Here is a 21,966-nt window from a genome sequence, read left to right as displayed (position 1 = left end):
CGCCCGCCCCGCCCCGTACGCCGGTCAGCTCAGGAGCCGCCGCAGACCACCTGGTCGCCGGTGACCACACCGAACTCGCCCTGGTACGGATCCTCCGCGCGCACCGCCACCACCTTGCGGTAGTCCGCGCCCGCGATCACCACCACGGTCCGCCCCTGCCCCCGCACGGCCCGCATCTCACTGCCGGGCAGCGCGGTGGACACCGTACGGGCCGACCGGTCCCAGCGCGGGTCGTACGTGATCACCGTGCGCTTGACGTCCCTGCTCGCGCCGTTCCCCGGAGCCCGGGTGGTGTCGAAGCCGGTGGCGCGCAGCGCCGAGTCCACCCGGGTGCCCAGCCCGTCGATCCGGGTGCCGTTCTCCACCTGGACCCGGACCTGCCCGGGAGGCACGTCCACCGGCACCGCCGGCTGCCGGCGCACCGGCTTGCCGGGGGCGGGGGCCGGGGACAGCGGCCGGTCGTCGCGCAGTGCCTGGAAGAGCTTCGCGGCCTTCGCCTCGTCCCATTTCACGGTGGAGCCGATGCCCTTGACCGGGAAGGAGGGGTTGCCGACGGGCACGGAGGCGAACTCCGAGGAGGAGGGGGTGAAATCGCGCATCGCCTGCCCGAGCGCCAGCATCTGCTCGGAGCCGAAGCCCCGGTCGGCCCGGACCGAGCTCAGCAGGGTGGAGCTGACCTGCTTGAACTTGACGGGGTTGAGCAGCACCCCGCCGCCCGTGGCCTGCTTGATCAGGGCCGCGATGAACCGCTGCTGGCGCTGCATCCGCCCCAGGTCCGAGGCCCCGTCGACATGGCGCGAGCGCACGTACTGCAGGGCCTGGCCACCGCTGAGCCGGTGGGTGCCGGGGAGCAGGTCGAGGCCGGTGTTGGGGTCCTTCATGGTCTTGGCGGTGCAGATCTCCACGCCGCCCATGGCGTCGACCGTCTTCATGAAGCTGGTGAAGTCGACCTCCAGGTAGTGGTCGATCTTCACGCGGGTCATGCTCTCGACGGTGCGCACGGTCAGCTGGGGCCCGCCCTCGGCGTAGGCGGCGTTCAGCTTCACGGGGTGCGCCCCGTGCGGTTTGCCGCTGGAGCCGTCCACGTGCGCGGGCAGTTCCACGAAGCTGTCCCGGGGGAGGCTGATCACGCTGGCCCGTGCCCGGTCCGCCGAGAGGTGGACGAGCATGACGGTGTCGGTGCAGTGGCAGGGCGCGCCGCCCAGGCGGTACTCGCGCTTCTCCTCGGCGGTGATCTTGTCGCGGCCGTCGGTGCCGACGAGCAGGAAGTTCACCCCGTGCCCGGCCTGCGGCCGGTTCTTCATGTCCTTGAAGGGGTCCACGCGCTGGATACCGGTGTCCAGCCCGGTCATCACGGCGTGCCCCAGCGCCCCCGAGCCCAGGACGAGCACCGACAGCCCCGCGGCGAGCCGGACGCCCCAGCGGGGTCTGTCCTGCGGCCGGTCCCCGCCCTTCCGGGGCCCGGCCGGACCGCCGGGCCGCGGCGCGCGCTGCGACGGCCGGGCGGACCGGGCGGGCAGGGCGGGTCGGGTGGGACGGTGCGGCTGGGGCACGGGGGACACCTCGCACGATCGGCAGATTCGTCAGAACAGTAGGCCCATACGATCAGCTGCTGTCCGTACTGCTCATCCGGCGCGCACCCGGTTCCCCCGTACGCGGTAACGTGACACCGATACCCGACCTTGAAGGACCACATGCCCGCCCAGCAGCCCGCAGTCTCGGTGATCATGCCGGTGCTCAACGAGGAGCGCCATCTGCGCGACTCGGTCCACCACATCCTCGGACAGGAGTACGGGGGTGAGATGGAAGTGGTGATCGCCCTCGGGCCGTCCAAGGACCGTACGGACGAGATCGCCGCCGAGCTGGTACGGGAAGACCCGCGCGTCCACACCGTCCCGAACCCCACCGGCCGCACCCCCGCCGCCCTCAACGCGGCCATCCAGGCCTCCCGGCACCCGATCGTGGTGCGCGTGGACGGCCACGGAATGCTCTCCCCGAACTACATCGCCACCGCGGTCCGCCTCCTGGAGGAGACGGGCGCGCAGAACGTCGGCGGCATCATGCACGCCGAGGGCGAGAACCCCTGGGAGGACGCCGTCGCCGCCGCGATGACCTCCAAGATCGGCGTCGGCAACGCGGCCTTCCACACCGGTGGCAAGGCCGGCCCCGCCGACACCGTCTACCTCGGGGTGTTCCGGCGGGAGGCCCTGGAGGCCGCCGGCGGATACAACGTGGAGTTCATCCGCGCGCAGGACTGGGAGCTGAACTTCCGCATCCGCGAGGCCGGCGGCCTGATCTGGTTCTCGCCGGAGCTGAAGGTCCAGTACCGGCCGCGCCCCTCGGTGCGGGCGCTCGCCAAGCAGTACAAGGACTACGGGCGCTGGCGCCACGTGGTGGCCCGCTACCACGCGGGCTCCATCAACCTGCGCTACCTCGCCCCGCCGGCCGCCGTCTGCGCGATCGCCGCCGGCCTGGTCGTCGGCGCGGCCGTCACCCCGTGGGCCTTCGTCCTCCCGGCGGGCTACCTCGCGGCGATCACCGCGGGCTCCGTCCCGGCCGGCAAGGGGCTGTCCCTCAAGGCCCGGCTGCGCATCCCCGTCGCCCTGGCGACCATGCACGTGTGCTGGGGCTACGGCTTCCTGACCAGCCCGCGCTCGCTCGCCGCCAAGGTCATCGCGAGCCGCCGCCCGTCGGTGAGCCGGGACACCGCGGGGCTCTGAGCTCCCGTAGCGGCACGGAACACACACGAAAGGGGTGACCCGGTCCTCGTCGGACCGGGTCACCCCTTTCGGTGTTCGAGGCCGCCGGCCTCTCAGGTCACCAGCGGTACGGCTTGTAGATGTCCATGCAGCTGGTGTCCGTGGCGTTGAGCGCGTCGGCCGAGTCCGGGATGTCGCCGGCCGTGGGCGGCGCCTGCTGCGGGTAGACGGCGCCCTCCCGCCAGTCCGCCCCCACCAGCACCGTGATCTTGGATGCCGCGGCCGACTTCTGTACGGAGGTGGCCGGGATGCCGAGGGCCGCGGCGACGCTCTGCGCGTCGGCGGCCTGGGCGTCGGTGGCGTAGCGGACGACCGTGGCCTTCTCCGGGATGAGCGCGCCGTCCGCCTTGGCCAGGGTGAACCCCTTGGCGGCCAACTGGCCCGCGACGGTCGTGGCCCGCTTGGGCACCGGCTGCGCCCCGACGCCCGTGCCGTTGACCACCTGTACGGCGATCTTCGCGGGGGCGGAGGCCGGCGGCGCGGAGGACGGCTGCGTGCTCGGCGCGGGGGTCGACGCGCTCGCGGCGGGGGCCGGGTCGCCGTTCTTGTCCATGGCGACGTCCTTGCGGAGGAGGTCCCACACCTTCGGGGCGTCCTTGGGATCGAGGATCAGCCGGTCCTTGTTGCTGGGAGCCTGCAGCACCGGGATCGTGGTCGAGGTGATGCGGTTGATCGGCACGTCCTTGAGCAGCAGGGCGAGGTCGAGGAGCTTCTTGACCGTCCCGATCTCCTCCGACACCTGCAGCGCCTTGGTCGCCGCCTCCGCCAGGCCCGTGAGGCGGGGCAGGTCGGTGAAGGCGTTCTGGCTCTTGAGCCCGCGCATCATCGAGTTCATGTACATGTGCTGCGCCTTGGCCCGGCCGATGTCACTGCCGAAGGAGTGCCGGGTACGCAGCCACTGGAGCGCCTGCTGGCCCTGGATCCTGGTGGTGCCGGCCTTCAGCTTGAGACCGGAGCCGCCTTCGCCCGACCCCGGCGCCGACTGGTCGAAGACGTTCTGGTTGACGCAGACGTCGACGCCGCCGATCGCGTCGGCCATGCTCACGACCCCGACGAAGTCGATCGTCATCCAGTGGTCGATGTAGACGTTGGTCATCTTCTCCCAGGTGGCCAGGGTGCAGCCCGCACCCCCGTTCGCGAAGCTCTCGTTGATCATCATCTTGGAGGCCTTGTGCTTCTCGCCCGTCTTGGGGTCGGTGCACTCCGGGACGTCCACGAGCGTGTCGCGCGGAACGGAAGTCACCGAGGCGTTCTTCCGGTCGGCCGATATGTGGATCAGCATCTGCACGTCGGCCCGGGCGGGGTCGCCGATGTTGTCCCAGCCGCCGCCGAGCTTCGCGTTCTCCTCGTCACGGACGTCGGAGCCGAGCATCAGGATGTTGATCGGACGCCGGCCCGATGCGTCGGCCTCGCTCCTGGCGACCCCGCTGTCGCCGCTCAGGCGCTGTCCGCTGCGGATGTTGCCGTTGAGGTGGCGGTAGTAGAGGTAACCGGCCGCCGCCGTCCCGAGTATGAGCAGCGCGACGATGGAGGCCGCCCAGCGCAGTGCGCGGCGGCGCCTGCGGCGGGTCGGCCGCTGGCCGCCGCCCGCGCCCCGGCCGGAGCCGGACCTCGGTGCGGGTACGGCACTGGTGGCCGTCGGACGGGTGCCGGCGCCGGATATGCCGTCGCCGGCCCGGCCCGGCGCCCCCTCCCCTTGCACGCTGCTGTGCCTCACGCGTCCCCCATCACGATCATCACGATCAGTCTGTTTCGGTATTGTGCCGGTCCGACGGGTTCCGGTACGTCATTGCGCGACCGCGGGGCGCCGGTCGGCCCCCCGTCCGGTCACTTGGCGCAGACGGACTTGTCCGCCTCCACCCGCTGGACGCCGTCGGGCGCCTGCTGAGGAGCCGTCAACGAGACCCCCGCCCCCTTGAAGTCCGCACCGAGCGTCAGCTTCATCGCCGTCTTGGGCTCGGCGTCGGCCGTGCCCATCTTCAGCGCCGTCGCCGGCAGGCCCATCATGTCTGCCAACGCCCTTGCCTGATCCGCCTGGTTGGGCGCGTACTCCAGCTGCGTGGCCGCCACCTTGGCGGGCGCGTTGCCCAGGTTCGTGGACTTGAGCACCCCCTTGGTGTTCTGCAGCCAGGTCAGTGTGCCGGACGCGGATCCGGCCGGTCCGCCGCCGTTGTAGACCTCCACCCGGACGTCCTTGGCCGCCGCGCGGGGACCCTGCATCAGGGCGTCCAGCTTGGCCTTCGCGTCCGAGGCGGCAGCGTCCTTCGCGGCCTGTTCCTTCTTCTCGACCTCGGTCAGCGAGACGTCGCCCCGGATCATCTGGAGCAGGGGTTCCGCCTGCGCCTGCTTGACCACCACGGTGGCCTTCGAGCCGACCGGCTCCGCCGGATTGTCGATGACCGGGAGCGTGGTGAAGGTGATGTTCTTGAGGTCGATGCTCTTCAACTCGCCCGCGAGATCGGTGAGTTTGGCGATCGACCCTATGCCCGAGTCCACGCTCAGCGACTTGGTGGCCGCTTCGGCGAGGGAGAGGAACTTCTGCGGACTGGTCAGGGTCTCCTTCGACTTCATCTCCCGCATCATCGAACCCAGGAACTGCTGCTGGGTCTTGATGCGGTCGAGGTCGCTGCGCTGGCCGAAGGCGTGCCGGGTCCGTACGAAGGCCAGCGCCTGCTCGCCCTGCAGCCGGTGCTCGCCCGCCGTCAGCTTGAGCTTGGAGTCCTTGTCGTTCACGTCCTTCGCCACGCAGACCGGTACGCCGCCGACCGCCGTGCTCAGGTTCTTCACCGCGTTGAAGTCGGCCATCATGAAGTGGTCGACCTGGATCCCGGTGAGCTCCTTGACCGTGCGCATCGTGCAGCCCGGGTCGCGACCCGCCTGTCCCAGGCTGGTGTTGAAGCGGGCTCCCCGCTCGCCGGGGATGTCCTTCGTCGAGCCGTCCGGCTGCTTGGTCGGACAGGTCGGCACATCGGTGATCAGGTCGCGCGGGATGGACAGCGCGGTGGCGTTGGAGCGGTCCTTCGCGACGTGGAAGAGGATCGTGGTGTCGGCGTGCCCGACGCTGCCCGCGTCCCCGTACCCCTCGTTGCCCGCGCCGCTGCGCTTGTCCGTGCCGATGACGAGGATGTTGATCGGCTGGTCCTTCTTGAACCCGCCGCTCGTACCCGCGTCACCGACGTCGGTGACGTTGAGGTTGCCGTTCAGGTGGTCGTAATAGAGGTACCCGGCGATCGACCCGCCGACCAGGAGGAACGCCAGCGTTCCGCCGGTGACGACCAGGATCTTCTTGCGCCCCCCGCCGCCTCCGCCCCTGCGGGGACGTCCGCCGCGCCGGCCTCCGGGCGGGGCGTCACCGCGGCGCGGTCCGGGAACGGCGGGACCGGCGGGGGAAGCCGGGGAGCCGGGGGTTCTGCGTGGTGGTGTCGTGCCGGGCGCGCGCCGCTGCGAGGGCGCTTGCGGAGCGGATTGCTCCAGTCGCAGCTCGTAGTTGCCGGTGCGGGGGTTCAGCACCCACTGGTCTGCGGGGTCGATCTCGTCGGCCCGTCCACGGCTTTGCGCATCCACGGTTTGCTCGAATCCTCCGTCGGTGCTTCGCGACGCGCCTCCCCCAGGCGCACGGTCAACGATCCGGCTGCTGGCACACGGCCTCTGTGCTGGCCGGGCGCCGGATCGCTCACCTTATCCGGACAGGTTCGCCGCAAACCATGCTGGTGATGAATTCCACGCACTTACAACGGGGCAATCGCCCCAACAAGCTCGGCCCGGACACCGGCTTTTGGGATTGCTTTACCGGCAGTCGGCCACTCCGGCCGTGGTGCCGGTGAAGGTGGGGACGGGAGTGGAGGGCTCCGCGGTTCCCGGGCGGCCCCCGGTCCCGCTCGTAGCGCCGTCCGCCTGGTTTCCGTCGGCCTCGTTGCCGTCCGTCCCGTTGCCGTCCGCCTCGTCGTCGGCCGCGGCCGCGGCGGGCGGGGGCGTGGCCGCGGGCGGGGCGATGGTGAGCGGCTGGTCCGACCGCAGCCGCTGGAAGAGCTGGGTCGCGTCCGGCTGCCGCAGCTCGTCCCGGTTGCGGTCGGCGGCGTACGGCCGGCGCGGCACCGTGAGGAACTTGATCTGCTCGGTCGGGATGTCCCGGACGCCCCGGACGAGCTCGTACAGCCCGCGCAGCGAGGCCAGCCCCGGGTCGGTCGTCACCGCTGAGGTCGCCGCGTCCAGCAGTGGGTAGAGCCGGGCCGGATTGAGCAGCACCCCGTTGCTCTGCACCTTCTTGACGAGCGACCCGAGGAACGCCTGCTGGCGCTCCATCCGCTCGGTGTCACTGCCGTTGCCCAGGCTGTGGCGCGCCCGTACGAAGCCCAGCGCCTGCTCGCCCTGCAAGGTCTGCCGGCCCGCCGGCAGCTTCAGCTTGGCCTCGGTGTCGTCCACCGGCCGCCGCAGGCACACCTCGACCCCGCCTATGGCGTCCACCATCTTCTTGAAGCCGCTGAAGTCCAGCACCATGTGGTGATCGACCCGGATCCCGGTCATCGCCTCCACGGTACGGATCGTGCAGGCGGTCCCGCCCCACTCGAAGGCCCAGTTGAACTGGGCGAACTGCTCCCTGGTCCGGCTGCCGTCCGGCTTCAGGCACGCCGGTATCTCCGTCATCAGGTCCCGCGGCACCGATACCGCCGTCGCGCTCTTCCGGTCCGCCGGCAGGTGCAGCAGGATCGTGGTGTCCGAGCGCTGGGTGCCCTCGTCCTGCCCGTACGGGGCGTTGCCCGCGCCGGTGCGCGAGTCCGAGCCGATCAGCAGGATGTTCTGCGCGCCGCCCGCCAGGTGGGCCGGGCGCTCCTTCTCGTAGCGCCGCAGCTCGGCGGCGGCCGAGGTGTCCTCGGCGATGTTCCCGTCGAGCTTGGAGTAGATCCACCAGCCCGTGCCCGCTCCGGCGACGACGAGCAGGCCGGTCCCGAGCCCGATCCAGCGCAGCAGCCGGCGCCGCCTGCGGACGTTCGGAGGCTTGTCGCCTCCGGCCGCATCGGTGCCGCCCGGTATGCCTGCGCTGTCCCTCACTCGCGTTCCGTCCCCTCACCCGAACCGGTACGGGCCGTACGGGTGAGTACGGCCTGTGCCGATCCTGCCCCCGGGTGCTCGATGCGGCCCGGGGGCACGGCCGTGTACAGGGCCATGTGGGTGACAAATCGCCCAGATCCGGCATTGGGCGGTGTGGGTGACGGCGGTGCCGGGCCGGATCAGGCCGTGTGGGTGACCCGCTCGCTCTCGATCCGCTGCGCCAGGGCCGCGTCCGCGAGCCCTTCGGCGTTGCGGCACAGCACCACGGAGCCGCCCGTGGCCAGGGCCGCGTAGAGCCCGGCCGAGAGCCCCTCCCAGCTGTCGTAGCCCTGCCGGGACAGCACCCGGGCGCCCTCGCCGAAGCCGAGCTTCTCCGCGTCCTCACGGGCCCGCTCGCAGATCCGGGCGTACGAGAGCTCCTCGCCGCCGACCACCAGGCCCGGGCCGTCCGCGTCCACGGGCTGGAAGGGCGCGAACCGGTCGCCCTGCCCCGGCACCTCCACGGCGTAGTCGGCGAACCCGGCCGGCGGCTGCGGGAAGCGCCCGCCCAGCGGCCGCAGCGCGAGCGCCACCCGCTCGCCGGAGCACGCGGCGGCCTCCTCCAGCGTGTCCGGGCCGCTCACCACGAGATCGGCGCCGCCCGGATCCCCGCCGACCTCCACCACGACCCCGACCGAGGCACAGGCGAGCAGCCACACGGCGCTCTGCCAGTGCGCGGGGAGCAGCAGGGCGAGCCGGTCACCGGGCTCGGCGCCCAGGTCGCCCTGGAGCAGATTGGCGGTCTTGGCCACCCAATTGGCGAAGGTGGCGACGGACAATTCGACGCGCTCGCCCGTGGCGTCGTCGTAGAAGGTGACGAGCGGGCGGCCGGGATCGGCGGCGAGCGCGGATCGCAGCAGGTCGGCAGGGGTGCGGTCAGTGGCGTTCACGAACCAGAGCCTACGCGGGGGAGCCCGCGCCCCTCCTCCGTACGGCCGCAGCACGATCCCCCGTACGGAGGAGGGGTATCCGTACCGGGACCGGACGGCACGTCAGTTCTCGGATGGCGCCGGCCTCCGACAGTCCCCAGCATCCTTTCCATGCGTGCATTCCTTGCTTCCTCCATCGGCGTCGCGACGGCTGCCGCACTGGCCCTGCCGCTCGCGCTCCCCTCCACGGCCCTCGCCCACCCGGCGGCGGCGCGGCAATCGGCGGGGGCGGTCCCGTCCGCCTCCGCGGCCCCGTCGGCCATCGCCGGATCCACCCAGTCCCTGCCGCTGGTCCCCGTCGGACCCGCGGCGAACCGCGCCTCCGGGGTCCCCGGCATGAGCACCTCGCCCCGGCTGCCCGAGACCCGCGGCCTGTCGGCGCGCGACGTCAAGACCTTCTCGCTCGTCGGCGTCGTCTGGGACGACGCGAGCACCCGGCTCGACGGCCGCGTCCAGGTCCGCACCCGCTCCGTGGCCACCTCGGACTGGTCCGAATGGCAGGACGTCGACACCCACAACAGCGAACACGCCGCCGACCCCGACACGGCGGAACGGGGCACCGGCCGGGTCCGCGGCAGCACCGCCCCCCTGTGGGTCGGACAGTCCGACGGCATCGAGGTCCGCGTCCAGGCGGAACACGGTGACCGCGAGGCGAGCAGCGGGCTCCCGAGCGGCATGCGCATCGAACTGGTGGACCCGGGGGAGTCCTCCCGCCCCCACTCGGACGCGAAGAACGGCAACGGCAACGCCGAATCCTCACCCGTCGTCGACGACGACGACAAGGGCGAGCTGGCCCTCCTGCCCGGCATGACGATGGAGATGGCGGAGTCCTCCTCCGCCAACGTGCCGATGGCCCCCCTCGGCGCCCAGGAGATCCCCGCCCTCAACAAGGCCGACTCCACCGCCGACGCGGTCCTCGCCGACGAGGCGCTCGCGGCCGCCCCGTACATCGGGCCGCGCCCGAAGATCGTCACCCGGCTGGGCTGGGGCGCGGACGAGAGCCTGCGCGAGAAGGGCTTCGTCTACACGAACACGGTCAAGGCCGCCTTCGTCCACCACACCGCGTCCGGCAACAACTACGCCTGCAAGGACGCCCCGGCGGTCCTGCGGAGCCTGTACCGCTACCACGTCGTCAGCAGCGGCTGGCGGGACATCGGCTACAACTTCGCCGTCGACAAGTGCGGCACCGTGTACGAGGGCCGGGCGGGCGGCGTCGCCAAGGCGGTGCTCGGCGCGCACACCATGGGCTTCAACACGGACAGCATGGGCGTCGCCGTCATCGGCACCTTCACCTCCACGGCCACCCCCAAGGCGGCGGTCGACGCGGTGGCCCGCCTCACGGCCTGGAAGCTGGGCCTCTTCGGCGCGGACCCCCGCGCGAAGACCACGCTGCGCTCGGGCGGCGGCAACCTCTACGCGAAGGGCAGCAACGTCCGCCTCAACGTCATCTCGGGCCACCGCGACGGCTTCGCCACGGAATGCCCCGGCCGCCTCCTCTACAACGCCCTCCCCCCCACCCGAACCGCCTCGGCCAAACTCCAGGGCCGCCCCTGAGCTCAGCCGCACTCCTTCTCAACGCGCCGCTTGCGCGGCTCGGCCCTGGCGGGCCTCCCCGGCTTCGCGCCGCTGCGCCGGGCACCTTTTCGACGCGCCGCTCGCACCGCTGCGCGGGCTTCGCTCCGCTGCGCCGGACTCCGTCCGGCGGTGGCTGGTCGGCGGTGGCGCCATGGCCGGCCGTGGCGGGGCTGGTGGGCGGGTGCGGGTGGGTTGGCCCTGCGGGGCTGGGTCCCCTACCCGCCCTTCGCCCGTTCCCCGGGGCTGAGCCCCGGACCCCTGCCGCGTGCGGCGCCGTTGCCGGGGCGGGCCCCGGACCCCCGCGCCTCAAACGCCGGCGAGCTGAAACGACCCGGCGGGACCGGAGCGGCCCTCCGGGCGCAGCCCGGTACCCCACGTCATTTCAGCCGTCCGGTGTTCGGGCGTAGCCCGGGACCCCCTTCCGGCAGGCCCGCGCCATTTCAGCCGTCCGGCGTTTGAGGACCGGGGTCTGGGGCGGAGCCCCAGGGGTCCGGGCGCAGCCCGGTACCCCCCTCCGGGCCGCCCGGGCCCATCGAACCACCCGGTGTCCGAGGACCAGGATCGGGGGCGGAGCCCCAGGGGTCCGGGCGCAGCCCAGAGGGGTCCGGGCGCAGCCCGGTACTGCCCTCCGGGCCGCCCGGGCCCATCCAGCCGCCCGGTGTCCGAGGACAGGGGTCCGGGCGGAGCCCGGGGAACGGTGGAAGGGCGGGTAGGGGACAGCCCCGCAGGGCTACGCTCAAGGCATGGCCGGCCGCTACGACCCCCTCACCCGCACCGCGATCCGCGGCGGCCGCACCCCGGTGCCCCCACCACCCCCGGGCCCCGCCCGAGACACCGGAGCCACCGACTCCCAGGCACCGGCACCGGCACCGGCACCGGAGCAGGCCCAGGGCCCAGACACCGGCACGGGCGCGGCCCAGGCTCCGGGCGAAGGCACCGGCACCGGCACGGGCGCGGCCCAGGCGCCAGGCCAAAGCACCGGCACGGCCACGCCCCAGCCCCCCACCCCGGCCGCAGGCGAGCGCGCAGGCCGGACGCGCGGCCAAGCCGCAGGCGACCGCGGGCCCGGCCCCAAGACCCGCACCTGGGCCCCACCCGGCGGCGGCCCGGTGGATCTGGGGCTCACCCTCGGGCCGCTCAGGCGCGGCCCCGCCGACCCCACCTTCCGCACCGCACCCGGCACGGTCTGGCGGGCCACCCGGACCCCCGCCGGCCCGGCCACCCTCCGCGTCACGCTGGACGGGGCCGAAGCGAGCGCCACCGCGTGGGGGCCCGGTGCCGACTGGGTCCTGGACGGGCTGCCCGAGCTGCTCGGGTCCGCCGACGACCCGGCCGCCTTCGTCCCCCGCCACCGGCTCGTGCACGCCAGTCACCGCCGCCGCCCGGGCCTGCGCCTGACCCGCACCGGCCTGGTCCTGGAGTCCCTGATCCCGACGGTCCTGGAGCAGAAGGTCACCACCGACGAGGCGTACCGCGCCTGGCGCCGCCTCGTACGCCAGTACGGCGAGCCGGCTCCGGGCCCGGCTCCGGGCCAGGGTCCGGACGGCCCGGGCCTCTACGTCATGCCCGACCCCCGCACCTGGACCCTGATCCCCTCCTGGGACTGGCACAAGGCCGGCGTCGATTCCAAGCGCTCCGCCACCATCGTCCGCGCGGCCCGCCTCGCCGCCCGCCTCGAAGAGGCGACCGCCATGGACCTGCCGGCCGCCGCCGCCCGCCTGGAGGCGATCCCGGGCATCGGCCCGTGGACCTCCGCCGAGACCCTCCAGCGCAGCAACGGCGCGCCCGACGCCGTCACCACCGGGGACCTGCACCTGCCCGGGATCATCGGCTACGCGCTGGCCGGGAACCGGGACGCCGACGACGCCGCCATGCTGGAGCTCCTCGCGCCCTACGCCGGCCAGCGCCACCGCGCGGCCCGCCTCGTCCTCCTGGCCGGCGCCGCCCCGCCCCGCCGGGTTCCCCGGATGCCCCGGGGCGACATCGGGAAGCTCTAGGCCGTCTCTTTCGGATCTCGGGCCCGGCCCACAGGGTCAGCGGACCTCGATGAACTCCTCCGCGGCCCGCGCCGCCCGCTCCGCCGGAGCGACCGCGGCGTGCCCGACGGCCACCGCCCCCATCGGGTCCCAGTCCTCCGGAAGGCCGAGCACCTTGCGCACCACGTCCCGGCAGAACATCGTCGAGGACACCCACGCGGAGCCCAGCCGTTCCCCGGCCAGCGCGACCAGGAAGTTCTGCACGCCCGCGCCCATCGCGACGACGAACATCTCCCGCTCCGCCGCGTCCCGCCGCGCGTGCCCGTAGTCGTGCGCGCCGTCGGTGACCAGGCAGGGCACCACCAGATAGGGCGCGGCCCGCAGGACGTCGCCCCGCCGGACCCGCTTCGCGATGGACTCCTCGGACTTCCCGTCCCGCCGCAGGTCCTCGATCCAGGCGTCCCGCATGGCGTCCAGCAGCTCCAGCCGCGCGCCCGCCGACTCCAGCAGCACGAACCGCCAGGGCGTCGTGTGGTGCGGAGCCGGGGCCGTCACGGCCGCCGCGACCGCGCGGCGCACCGCGCCCGGGTCCACCGGCTCGGACGTGAAGGCCCGTACGGTACGCCGCTGCGTCACCGCCTCCCGTACCGCCTCGGAGGTGCCCAGCCGGAACATGTCGTCGGCCGGCGAGCGGACCAGGTCGGCCGCCGAGGACCCTTCGCCCCGTACGTGGTCCAGCCCGCGCACGATCGCCACCGGCAGGCCCAGGGCCTTGCCCTTGACCAGGTCGCCCGCGGCGGCCAGCTCGTCGGCGGTCGCCACGACCGTCGCGCTCAGCGGGTTCCCGTGGGCGTCGGTGCCGCCGCGCAGGTCGTCCAGGACCCGGACGCCGGCCGAGCCGATGGCCACGTCGGTGAGCCCGGTGCGCCACGGCCGCCCGAAGGTGTCCGTCACGATCACGCCCACGTCCACGCCGAGCAGCTCCCGCAGCCCGGCCCGGATCGCGACGGCCGAGGCATCGGGGTCCTCGGGCAGCAGCAGGACGGTGCCGGCCTCGGTGTTCGAGGCGTCGACCCCGGCCGCGGCCATGACCAGCCCCTGCCGGTTCTCCACGATCCGCAGCGTCCCCCGGCGCGCGACGACCCGTACGGTTTCGGCGTCGATCGCCTCCTCGCGCGAATCGGCGCGGACGATCCGGCCCTCCGCCTTGGAGACGATCTTCGAGGTGACGAGCAGGATGTCGCCGTCCCGCAACTCCGGCCCGGCGGCCGCGATCAGTGCCGCCAGATCGTCGCCGGGCCGTACCTCGGGGATCCCGCCGATGGCCCGGACCTCGTACGAGGGCCCGTGCGGGGCGGTCACCGGGAGGCCTCGGCCAGTTCCAGCGCGGCCCGCGCCATGTCCGCCGTGGCGGCCAGATCGGTCATCATCAGCGGGACCGCCCGGCAGGTGATGCCGGCGGCCTCCACCTCGGTGACGGCGTCCGCGTCGGCGGTGTCGACGAGCCAGCCGTCGAGCAGTTCGGTGCCGTAGTGCAGGGCGACGGCCGCGGCGGTGGACTCCACGCCCACGGCGGCCAGCACCTTGTCGGCCATCCCGCGCACGGGGGCGCCCCCGACGATGGGGGAGAGCCCCACCACGGGCGCCGTGGCGGCGGCCACGGCCTCGCGGATGCCGGGTACGGAGAGGATGGTGCCCACCGACACCACGGGGTTCGACGGCGGGAAGAGGATCACGTCGGCGGCCGCGATGGCCTCCAGGACGCCGGGCGCGGGCTTGGCCTGCTCGGCGCCCACGGGTACGACGGCCTCGGCGTCCACCGCGGCACGCATGCGGACCCAGTACTCCTGGAAGTGGATGACCCGGCGCTCGCCGCTCTGGGAGTCGGTGATCGCGACGTGGGTCTCGACCCGGTCGTCGGACATGGGGAGCAGCCGGACCCCGGGCTGCCAGCGGTCGCAGAGGGCCTCGGTGACGGCGCTGAGCGGGTAGCCCGCACCGAGCATCTGCGTACGGACGATGTGGGTGGCGAAGTCGCGGTCACCGAGGCCGAACCAGGTGGGTCCGACCCCGTACGCGGCGAGTTCCTCCTTGACGGTGAAGGACTCGTCGGTGCGGCCCCAGCCCTGGTCCTCGTTGATGCCACCGCCGAGGGTGTACATCACGGTGTCCAGATCGGGGCAGACCTTGAGCCCGAACAGGTGAATGTCGTCACCGGTGTTGCCGATGACCGTGATGTCCGCGTCGGGAACCGCGGACTGGAGACCTCGGAGGAAACGGGCGCCGCCGATGCCGCCGGCCAGAACAACAATGCGCATACCGCGAAGTCTGTCAGGCGGCGTCGGGGATCAGACGACAGGGCGTCGGTGATCAGGCGACAGGGCGTCGGTGATCAGCCGGACAGGGCGCCGGGGATCAGACGGCCGCGGCCTCGGGCCGGGCCGGAGAGCAGCTGTGCATCGGCATCTGGGTCAGGCCGGGGAAGTACACGTGCAGGCTGACGGCGCCTTCGAGGCTGTCGTTCTGCACCTCGTGGGCGTACCCGGGGGCGAAGACGCGCTGGGAGCCGGCGCCGAGCGCGAGCCGGCCGCGGGCGGTGTGCTCGGTCAGTTCGCCGTCCAGGACGGTCAGGACGCCGGAGGAGGCGCCGTGGTCGTGCAGGCCGCTGCCCTGGCCGGGGACCCAGCTGAGCAGCCAGACCTCGTAGCCGGGGCCGGTCCGCAGCCGGTGGTACCAGCGGGTCGTGGCGTCGTACCGGACCAGGTGCTCCCACTCGGAGCGGTCGGCGGTGATGGAGCGCGCGAGGCCCACGAACTCGGCGACGGTGGCCGGGTGCTCGCGGGCGGGCTGCAGCAGGTGCTGGACGGAGAGGATGTCACCGGCGATCTGGAGGTCGCTCTCGACGGGCGCCGGGGCGATGGCTGCGGCGGTGGGGGTGGCGTTCAGGGTGCTGTTCATCGGGGGGTTCCTCGACGGATGTCAGTCGTGCGGCGGTTGCTGTGGGGGCGAGCTGGAGCTCAGGGGAGCCGAAGCTCCCGAGGCATCAACAGCTGCAACAGCAACAGCGAACCTGGGCAGCGCACAGGAACCCACGAATGGGGGTCCGGGTGACTGCCGAGAGCGCTGACATGCGTACAAGAAGACCCGGTGGGGGGTCGGACTGTCAACCCAATGTCCGATTTGGTAGAAAAGTTTCACCTCATCCGGTTACCGTGCCCGGAGAAAGGTTTGTGCAGTCGGTGCCAGGGGATGTGGCGCTGCGAGTCCTGCCGCACCCCGCTGTGGCGGCTCTCAAACCCGCAAAGCCGTACGACGTCCTTCTGTGGCTGAAATGTGATCTGTGCCGCTTCTTCGGCCGGATCGGAACCCCACCACAGAGTGACGCGTCGACTACGGGGGAGGGAGTGCCGGTTGTGACGCCTGTGGCATGTGTCACGATTTTTGGCGATTTGAACACTTTCTGCATAGGCTTGGTTCCGCAGAGTGAATAAGGGGCCCAATAGCAGATCTCGGCTTGACTGCGCCGGAGCCCCGCACTTGTAATTTCACTCGTGTCGTTACGTAGCGATGAGTGACGGCATGACCACGGGGACGCACAGACAGAGCGAGGGGCGCACATGACCGAGCTGGTTCAGGAACTGCTGGTCGAGGAGGCGGACGAAGAGCTCGGTTGGCAGGAACGGGCTCTCTGCGCCCAGACCGACCCCGAGTCCTTCTTTCCCGAGAAGGGCGGCTCGACCCGCGAGGCGAAGAAGGTCTGCCTCGCCTGCGAGGTCCGCTCCGAATGCCTCGAGTACGCACTCGCCAACGACGAGCGATTCGGCATCTGGGGCGGCCTGTCCGAGCGCGAGCGGCGCCGCCTGAAGAAGGCCGCCGTCTGAAGCGCCCACGGCGCGCACACAACGGCGCCCACGGAAGGGCCCGCGGCAGGGCTCACAGCAGGTCCCGCGGCACGGCCCACGACATATCCGGCGACATGACCAGCGAGATGTCCAGCGGCAGCCCCGACGGCATAGCCGACGGCAGACCCGACCGATCCCCCGGATCCGCCGGCCCACCCGAAGGCATAGCCGCCTGTGCACCCGGCCTCACGCACGGCAGTGGCCGAAGTGCACGCACCGGTACAAAACGCAGCACGACGAACGGCACGACCCGCACGGCGATGTTCAGAGCAAACGGTCCGCCTCCCGCACCTTCCCCGCAGGAGGCGGACCGCTGTGTTCCCAGCCGTTAGGGTGGGGCGCTGTCCAGCAGCCTCCGAGGGCACACCACCCCCGGACCCCCGGCCGGAGGGCCCGTACCGCGATGTCCCTGCACAGCCAGTCGAGCGCCTCCCATCAGGCTGCCGCCGCACCAGAGTTCCCCCGGCACGTCGTCACCGCGGTCCTCGTCGCCCACGACGGCGCCCGCTGGCTGCCCCGGACCCTCGCCGGTCTCCTCGGCCAGGAACGCCCCGCACAGAGCCACATCGCCGCCGACACCGGCAGCGCCGACGACTCCGCGCGCCTGCTCGGCGAGGCCCTCGGTGAGGCCCGCGTCCTGCACCTGGCCCGCCGCACCGGCTTCGGCGCCGCCGTCGACGAGGCCGCCCGCACCGCCGGGACCCTGACCCCCGAGGAACTCCCGTACCTCAAGCGCCCCTCCGGCTGGGATCCCGTCAGCCGCACCTGGCGCGACGACACGTACGACCTCCCCGACCTGCCCCACGGCGAACCCGTCCAGTGGCTCTGGCTGCTCCACGACGACTGCGCACCCGAGCCCGACGCCCTCGCCGAACTGCTGCGCGTCGCCGACGAGAACCCCGAAGCCGCCGTCATCGGCCCCAAGCTGCGCGGCTGGTACGACAAGAAGCAGCTCCTCGAAGTCGGCGTCACCATCGCCCGCAGCGGCCGCCGCTGGACCGGCCTGGACCGGCGCGAACAGGACCAGGGCCAGCACGACCAGGTCCAGCCCGTCCTCTCCGTCTCCAGCGCCGGCATGCTGATCCGCCGCGACGTGTACGACGCCCTCGGCGGCTTCGACCGCCGCCTGCCCCTCATGCGCGACGACGTCGACCTGTGCTGGCGCGTCCAGAGCGCCGGCCACGCCGTCCTCGTCGCCCCCGACGCCGTCCTGCGGCACGCCGAGGCCTCCGCCCGCGAACGCCGCACCGTCGACTGCGTCGGCCGCTCGGCCGCCAGCCCGCACCGCGTCGACAAGGCCGGCGCCGTCTACACGATGCTGGTCAACAGCCCCGGCCGCGCCCTCCCGTACGTCCTGCTGCGCATCCTCCTCGGCACCGTCCTGCGGACCCTCGCCTACCTCGTCGGCAAGGCCCCCGGACAGGCCGTCGACGAGGTCACCGGCCTCCTCGCCACCCTGCTCCGACCCGGCCGGATCCTCGGAGCCCGCCGCCGCAGGGGCCGCGCGGCCGTCACCGCCAAGGAACTGCGCCCCCTCTTCCCGCCGCCCGGCGCCAGCCTGCGCGCCAACGCCGAACAGCTCGCCGAGTACTTCGGCGCTGGCGGCGACACCGAGAGCGGCGCCGCCGGCCGGCACGGCGGAGCCGTCGAATCGGGACCCGGCGGGGACGACGCCGACTACCTGGACATCGAACAGTTCGCGCGCCTCAAGCGGATCGCGCGCAAGCCCGCGCCCGTCCTCTTCGGCCTCCTCCTGCTCGTCTCCCTCATCGCCTGCCGCTCGCTCCTCGGCGGCGGCTCCCTCATGGGCGGAGCCCTGCTGCCCGCCCCCGACGGGGGACTCGACCTCTGGCGCGTCTACGCCGACGACTGGCAGCCCGTCGGCACCGGCACCACCGCCGGAGCGCCGCCCTACCTCGCCGTCCTCGGTGTCCTGTCCACCCTGCTCCTCGGCTCCACCAACGCCGCCCTGACCCTGCTGCTCGTCTGCTCGGTCCCGCTCGCCGGACTCACCGCCTACTTCGCCTCCCGGCCGCTGGTGGAATCCCGGCTGCTGCGCGCCTGGGCCGCCGTCGCCTACGCCTTCCTCCCCGCCGTCACCGGAGCCCTGGCCGGCGGCCGCATCGGCACCGCCGTCCTCGCGATCCTGCTCCCGCTCATCGCCCGCTCCGCCGTCTCCGCCTTCGGGTTCGCCGACGGGGAGGGCGGGGGCAGCTGGCGCTCCGCCTGGACCTACACCCTCCTGCTGACCCTGGCCACCGCCTTCACCCCCGTCGTCTGGCCGCTCGCGGCCCTCCTCGGGGTCGCCGCGCTGGTCCTGCGCCGCGCGCAGTGGAAGACGTACGGCCCCCGCCTCCTCGCGACCCTCGGCGTCCCCGTCCTCGTGCTCGCCCCCTGGTCGCTGAGCCTGCTCACGCACCCCGCGAGCTTCCTGCGCGAGGCCGGACTGCCCTACGGAGCCGGCTCGGCCACCGCCCTGGACCTGCTCGGCATCAGCCCCGGCGGCCCCCGTACCGCCGGCGGCCTGATCCTCCTCGGCGTCGTCCTCGCCGCCCTGGCCGCGCTGCTGCGCGCCGACCGGCAGTTCGCCGTACGCACCGCCTGGGCCACCGCGCTCGCCGCGCTCGTCCTGGCCGTCCTGGTCAACCGCACCACCTGGGCCGGACCCGCCACCCTCGTCTACGGACTCGCCCTGCTGGCCGCCGCCCTCATCGGCGCCGACGGGGCCAAGGTGCGCGTCGCCGCCCGCAGCTTCGGCTGGCGCCAGCCCCTCGCCGCCCTGATCGCGCTCGCCGCCGCCGTCGGCCCGGTCGTCGGCGCGGCCGGCTGGATGCTCAGCGGCGCCGCCGGACCGCTGGAGCGCCGCGACCCCGTCCAGGTCCCCGCCTTCGTCGCCGAGGAGAGCGGCACCCGCGACCAGGCCCGCACCCTCGTCATCGCCGCGGACACCCCGGCCGTCCTCTCGTACAGCCTCGTCCGCGGCTCCGGCGGCCGCCTCGGCGACTCCGAACTCGCCACCCGGGCCGGCAGCGACACCCGCCTCGACAAGGTCGTCTCCAGCCTCGTCGCCGGCTCCGGCGCCGACCAGACCGACCAGCTCGGCGGCTTCGCCATCCGCTACGTCCTGGTCCGCGACGGCGCCCCGCAGGAAATCGGCCGCGTCCTGGACGCGACCCCCGGCCTCAGCCGCCTCAGCAAGCTCGAAGGAAGCGCCCTGTGGCGCGTCGACCGGCAGGTCGCCCGCGCCGTCATCGTCTCCGGCAAGCCCGGCGAGGCGCCCATCCCCGTCGCCTCCGGTCCCGTCGAGGCGCACACCAAGATCCCGGCGGGCCAGGCCGGACGCGTGCTGCGCATCGCCGACCGGGCCGACGCCGGCTGGCAGGCCACCCTCGACGGCAAGCCGCTCAAGGCCAAGACCGTCGACGGCTGGGCCCAGGGCTTCGAACTCCCCGCGGACGCCGGCCGGCTCGACCTCGTCCACGAGGACGCCCTCACCCGGACCGCCTGGCACTGGGCCCAGGGCCTGCTCGCCCTGGTGCTCCTGGTGATGGCCCTGCCGGGCCGCCGCGCCCGCCTCGACGACGACCTGCCCGAGGAGGAGGCCCCGGCCGCCGAGGAGGCCGGCGGGGGCCGCCGGGCCCGCCGCCTGCGCGAGCAGGCCGAGCCGGACCCGCAGTCCGGGCCCGCCCCGGCCGACGCGGCCGTCGCGGCCGACCCGTACGCGCAGATCCCGGCGCAGCAGACGTACGCCGAGGACGCGTACGCCTACCAGCAGCCGGCTTACGGGGACCAGGGCGGCCAGGGCGGCTACGCCTATGACGCCGCCCAGGACCAGCAGCAGTACGCGCCGTACCCGTACGAGCAGCAGCAGTACACCGGCCACCCGACGGACACCCCGTACGAGCAGCCGTACCAGCCGTACGAGCAGCAGCCGTACCCGCCCTACCAGCAGCAGCCCGACCCCCAGACCGGCTACGACGCCTACGGCCAGCACGACGGACAGCACGACGGGCAGCACGCCCCGCGTCCGGACGGGAGCCCCCAGCAGTGAAGCAGCGCGTCCCCCTCACGCTCGCCGCCGTCACGGCCGCCCTGGCCGCCGTCACCGGCCTCGCCACCCTCACCGCGCCGGCCGCCGACGGGGCCTCCACGGCTGCCGGAGGCAAGCCCGCGGCCCGGATGCCGGTCGAGCGGTCCCTCCTGGTGTGCCACGCTCCCAGCACCTCCGACATCGCCGAGACCCTGTACACGGCGATCACCCCGGGCGCGGCGTCCCCGGGCGGCAAGGGCACGGCCCGGCTGCTGGGCGCGACCAAGGAGGCCAAGCCGGTCCTGGAACTCAAGGAGCCCGGCAAGCCCGTGGGCGCCAAGGCCTCCGGCGCCGAGGCCCCCGCGCTCAGCGGCGTCGCCGACGGGTTCCTCGCCCCCGGCTGGAGCGCGCAGCAGACCACCATGGTCTCGGTGGGCCGTACCCGCGGCCTGCTCGGCGTCGGCTGCACCACGCCCGGCACCGACTTCTGGTTCCCCGGCGTGAGCACCGCCAAGGGCCGCGAGGACTACGTCCACCTCACCAACCCCGACGACACCGCGGCCGTGGTGGACATCAAGCTGTTCGGCCCGGACGGCGCGGTGAAGGCCGAAGCCGGCATCAGCGAGAACATCCGCATCGACCCGAAGTCCAGCAAGGCCATCTCCCTGGCCTCCCTCGCCCCCGGCGCGCAGCTCGCGGACGTCACCGCCCACGTGACCACCCGCGCCGGCCGGGTCGGAGCCACCGCCCAGGTGGGCGAGGAGGGCGTCGGCGCCGACTGGCTGCCCGCCTCCGTGGACCCGGCGGGGAGCCTGGTCCTGCCCGGCATCCCGGCGGACGCCACCTCCGTACGGCTGGTCGCCTTCGTCCCCGGCGAGGAGGACGCGGACCTCAAGGTGAAGCTGGCCGGGCCGACCGGCTCGATCAGCCCCGCCGGCAGCGAGCAGTTCCACGTCAAGGCCGGCATGACCGCGAGCCTCGACCTCAAGGACGTCACCCGTGGCGAGGCGGGCTCCCTGGTCCTCTCTCCGGCCGACCCCAAGAAGTCCGAGGTCCCCGTGGTCGCGGCCCTCCGGGTGGTCCGAGGCACCGGAGCCAAGCAGGAGGTCGCCTTCATCCAGGCGTCCGCCCCCGTCGGCACCCGGGCGACCGTCGCGGACAACCGCCCCGAGGCCAACGCCACCCTGCTCTCCCTGACGGCCCCGGCCGGCGCCGACGCCACGGTCAAGGTCACGACCTCCCCGGGCACGGAGGGCGGCGAACCCGCCTCCCAGGAGGTCAAGGTCAAGGGAGGCACCACGCAAACGGTGGCGCTCGCCCCGACGGGAGGCAAGGGCGCCTACGCCCTCACGGTGGAAACCCTCTCCGGCGGCCCCGTCCACGCGTCCCGCACCCTGATGATCCCGCGCGACGGAATCCCGATGTTCACCATCCAGACCCTCACGGACGACCACTCCACGGTCTCGGTCCCCAAGGCCACCCAGGACCTCACGGTCCTGACCCGCTAACAGCCGTCCGCGGTCGAGGACCGGGTTCCGGGCACGGAGCCGATCCAGCCGTCCGCGGTCGAGGACCGGGCTCCAGGCGCGGAGCCGATCCAGCCGAACCCGGTCCTCGACCGGGTTCCGGGGCGGAGCCCCAGAGGGTCCGGGCGCAGCCCGGTACCCCTCCCCGGCCCCGCCGGCGCTTGAGGCGGGGGCCCGGGCA

Annotated in this window: 14 protein-coding genes; 6 read left to right on the top strand and 8 right to left on the bottom strand. The window is 73.3% G+C overall.

Annotated elements, in window-relative coordinates; all coding sequences use genetic code 11:
- Positions 1 to 29: 29 nt before the first annotated feature.
- The gene (locus ACFYYB_RS31345; RefSeq protein WP_327306430.1) at positions 30 to 1,553 is read right to left on the bottom strand and encodes an LCP family protein; all 1,524 of its coding nucleotides are present in this window, start codon (positions 1,551 to 1,553) and stop codon (positions 30 to 32) included.
- A 141-nt stretch (positions 1,554 to 1,694) separates the two neighbouring features.
- Here ACFYYB_RS31345 and ACFYYB_RS31340 point away from each other — a divergent pair, with 141 nt between their 5' ends.
- On the top strand, positions 1,695 to 2,720 hold the full coding sequence (locus ACFYYB_RS31340; RefSeq protein ID WP_389439521.1) for a glycosyltransferase family 2 protein: 1,026 nt from the start codon (positions 1,695 to 1,697) through the stop codon (positions 2,718 to 2,720).
- A gap of 97 nt (positions 2,721 to 2,817) precedes the next feature.
- Here the strand turns inward: ACFYYB_RS31340 and ACFYYB_RS31335 are convergent, their stop codons facing one another.
- The 4 genes from ACFYYB_RS31335 to ACFYYB_RS31320 all read right to left on the bottom strand — a co-directional run bounded on the left by ACFYYB_RS31335 (position 2,818) and on the right by ACFYYB_RS31320 (position 8,737).
- On the bottom strand, positions 2,818 to 4,476 hold the full coding sequence (locus ACFYYB_RS31335; RefSeq protein ID WP_389439519.1) for an LCP family protein: 1,659 nt from the start codon (positions 4,474 to 4,476) through the stop codon (positions 2,818 to 2,820).
- Between the two features lie 110 nt (positions 4,477 to 4,586).
- Complete coding sequence (locus ACFYYB_RS31330; protein ID WP_389439517.1) at positions 4,587 to 6,323, bottom strand: LCP family protein; 1,737 nt, start codon at positions 6,321 to 6,323, stop codon at positions 4,587 to 4,589.
- 222 nt (positions 6,324 to 6,545) lie between these two features.
- Entirely contained in the window at positions 6,546 to 7,808 is a 1,263-nt protein-coding gene (locus ACFYYB_RS31325) for an LCP family protein (RefSeq protein ID WP_389439515.1), read from the bottom strand.
- Positions 7,809 to 7,987: 179 nt separating this feature from the next.
- Positions 7,988 to 8,737 carry a TIGR03089 family protein gene (locus tag ACFYYB_RS31320; protein ID WP_389439513.1) on the bottom strand — a complete coding sequence of 250 codons (750 nt, stop codon included), beginning with the start codon at positions 8,735 to 8,737 and terminating at the stop codon, positions 7,988 to 7,990.
- Between the two features lie 150 nt (positions 8,738 to 8,887).
- Here ACFYYB_RS31320 and ACFYYB_RS31315 point away from each other — a divergent pair, with 150 nt between their 5' ends.
- Positions 8,888 to 10,330 (top strand): peptidoglycan recognition protein, encoded by a 1,443-nt coding sequence (locus tag ACFYYB_RS31315; RefSeq protein WP_389439511.1) that lies wholly within the window; start codon positions 8,888 to 8,890, stop codon positions 10,328 to 10,330.
- 1,130 nt (positions 10,331 to 11,460) lie between these two features.
- Positions 11,461 to 12,348 carry a DNA-3-methyladenine glycosylase family protein gene (locus ACFYYB_RS31310; RefSeq protein WP_389439946.1) on the top strand — a complete coding sequence of 296 codons (888 nt, stop codon included), beginning with the start codon at positions 11,461 to 11,463 and terminating at the stop codon, positions 12,346 to 12,348.
- 36 nt (positions 12,349 to 12,384) lie between these two features.
- On the opposite strand, the gene ACFYYB_RS31305 is transcribed toward ACFYYB_RS31310, so the two are convergent.
- The 3 genes from ACFYYB_RS31305 to ACFYYB_RS31295 all read right to left on the bottom strand — a co-directional run bounded on the left by ACFYYB_RS31305 (position 12,385) and on the right by ACFYYB_RS31295 (position 15,285).
- Positions 12,385 to 13,689, bottom strand: a complete 1,305-nt coding sequence (locus ACFYYB_RS31305) for a coenzyme F420-0:L-glutamate ligase (RefSeq protein ID WP_389439509.1) — start codon at positions 13,687 to 13,689, stop codon at positions 12,385 to 12,387.
- Complete coding sequence (gene cofD, locus ACFYYB_RS31300) at positions 13,686 to 14,645, bottom strand: 2-phospho-L-lactate transferase (protein ID WP_389439507.1); 960 nt, start codon at positions 14,643 to 14,645, stop codon at positions 13,686 to 13,688. The genes ACFYYB_RS31305 and cofD overlap by 4 nt, the downstream gene beginning before the upstream one ends.
- 97 nt (positions 14,646 to 14,742) lie before the next feature.
- Positions 14,743 to 15,285 carry a cysteine dioxygenase gene (locus ACFYYB_RS31295; RefSeq protein ID WP_389439505.1) on the bottom strand — a complete coding sequence of 181 codons (543 nt, stop codon included), beginning with the start codon at positions 15,283 to 15,285 and terminating at the stop codon, positions 14,743 to 14,745.
- Positions 15,286 to 15,944: 659 nt separating this feature from the next.
- Here ACFYYB_RS31295 and ACFYYB_RS31290 point away from each other — a divergent pair.
- The 3 genes from ACFYYB_RS31290 to ACFYYB_RS31280 all read left to right on the top strand — a co-directional run bounded on the left by ACFYYB_RS31290 (position 15,945) and on the right by ACFYYB_RS31280 (position 21,767).
- Complete coding sequence (locus ACFYYB_RS31290; RefSeq protein ID WP_112450237.1) at positions 15,945 to 16,208, top strand: WhiB family transcriptional regulator; 264 nt, start codon at positions 15,945 to 15,947, stop codon at positions 16,206 to 16,208.
- A gap of 424 nt (positions 16,209 to 16,632) precedes the next feature.
- Entirely contained in the window at positions 16,633 to 20,280 is a 3,648-nt protein-coding gene (locus ACFYYB_RS31285) for a glycosyltransferase family 2 protein (protein WP_389439503.1), read from the top strand.
- Positions 20,277 to 21,767, top strand: coding sequence for a DUF5719 family protein (locus ACFYYB_RS31280; protein WP_389439501.1), 1,491 nt, complete (start codon positions 20,277 to 20,279; stop codon positions 21,765 to 21,767). Before ACFYYB_RS31285 ends, ACFYYB_RS31280 begins: the two co-directional genes overlap by 4 nt.
- The last annotated feature ends 199 nt before the right edge of the window (positions 21,768 to 21,966 follow it).

It is taken from the genome of Streptomyces sp. NPDC002886 (assembly GCF_042888445.1).
Classification (GTDB): Bacteria; Actinomycetota; Actinomycetes; order Streptomycetales; family Streptomycetaceae; genus Streptomyces.
Note: the sequence above shows the minus strand (reverse complement) of the source record. Positions and strands in the feature narration are given on the sequence as shown.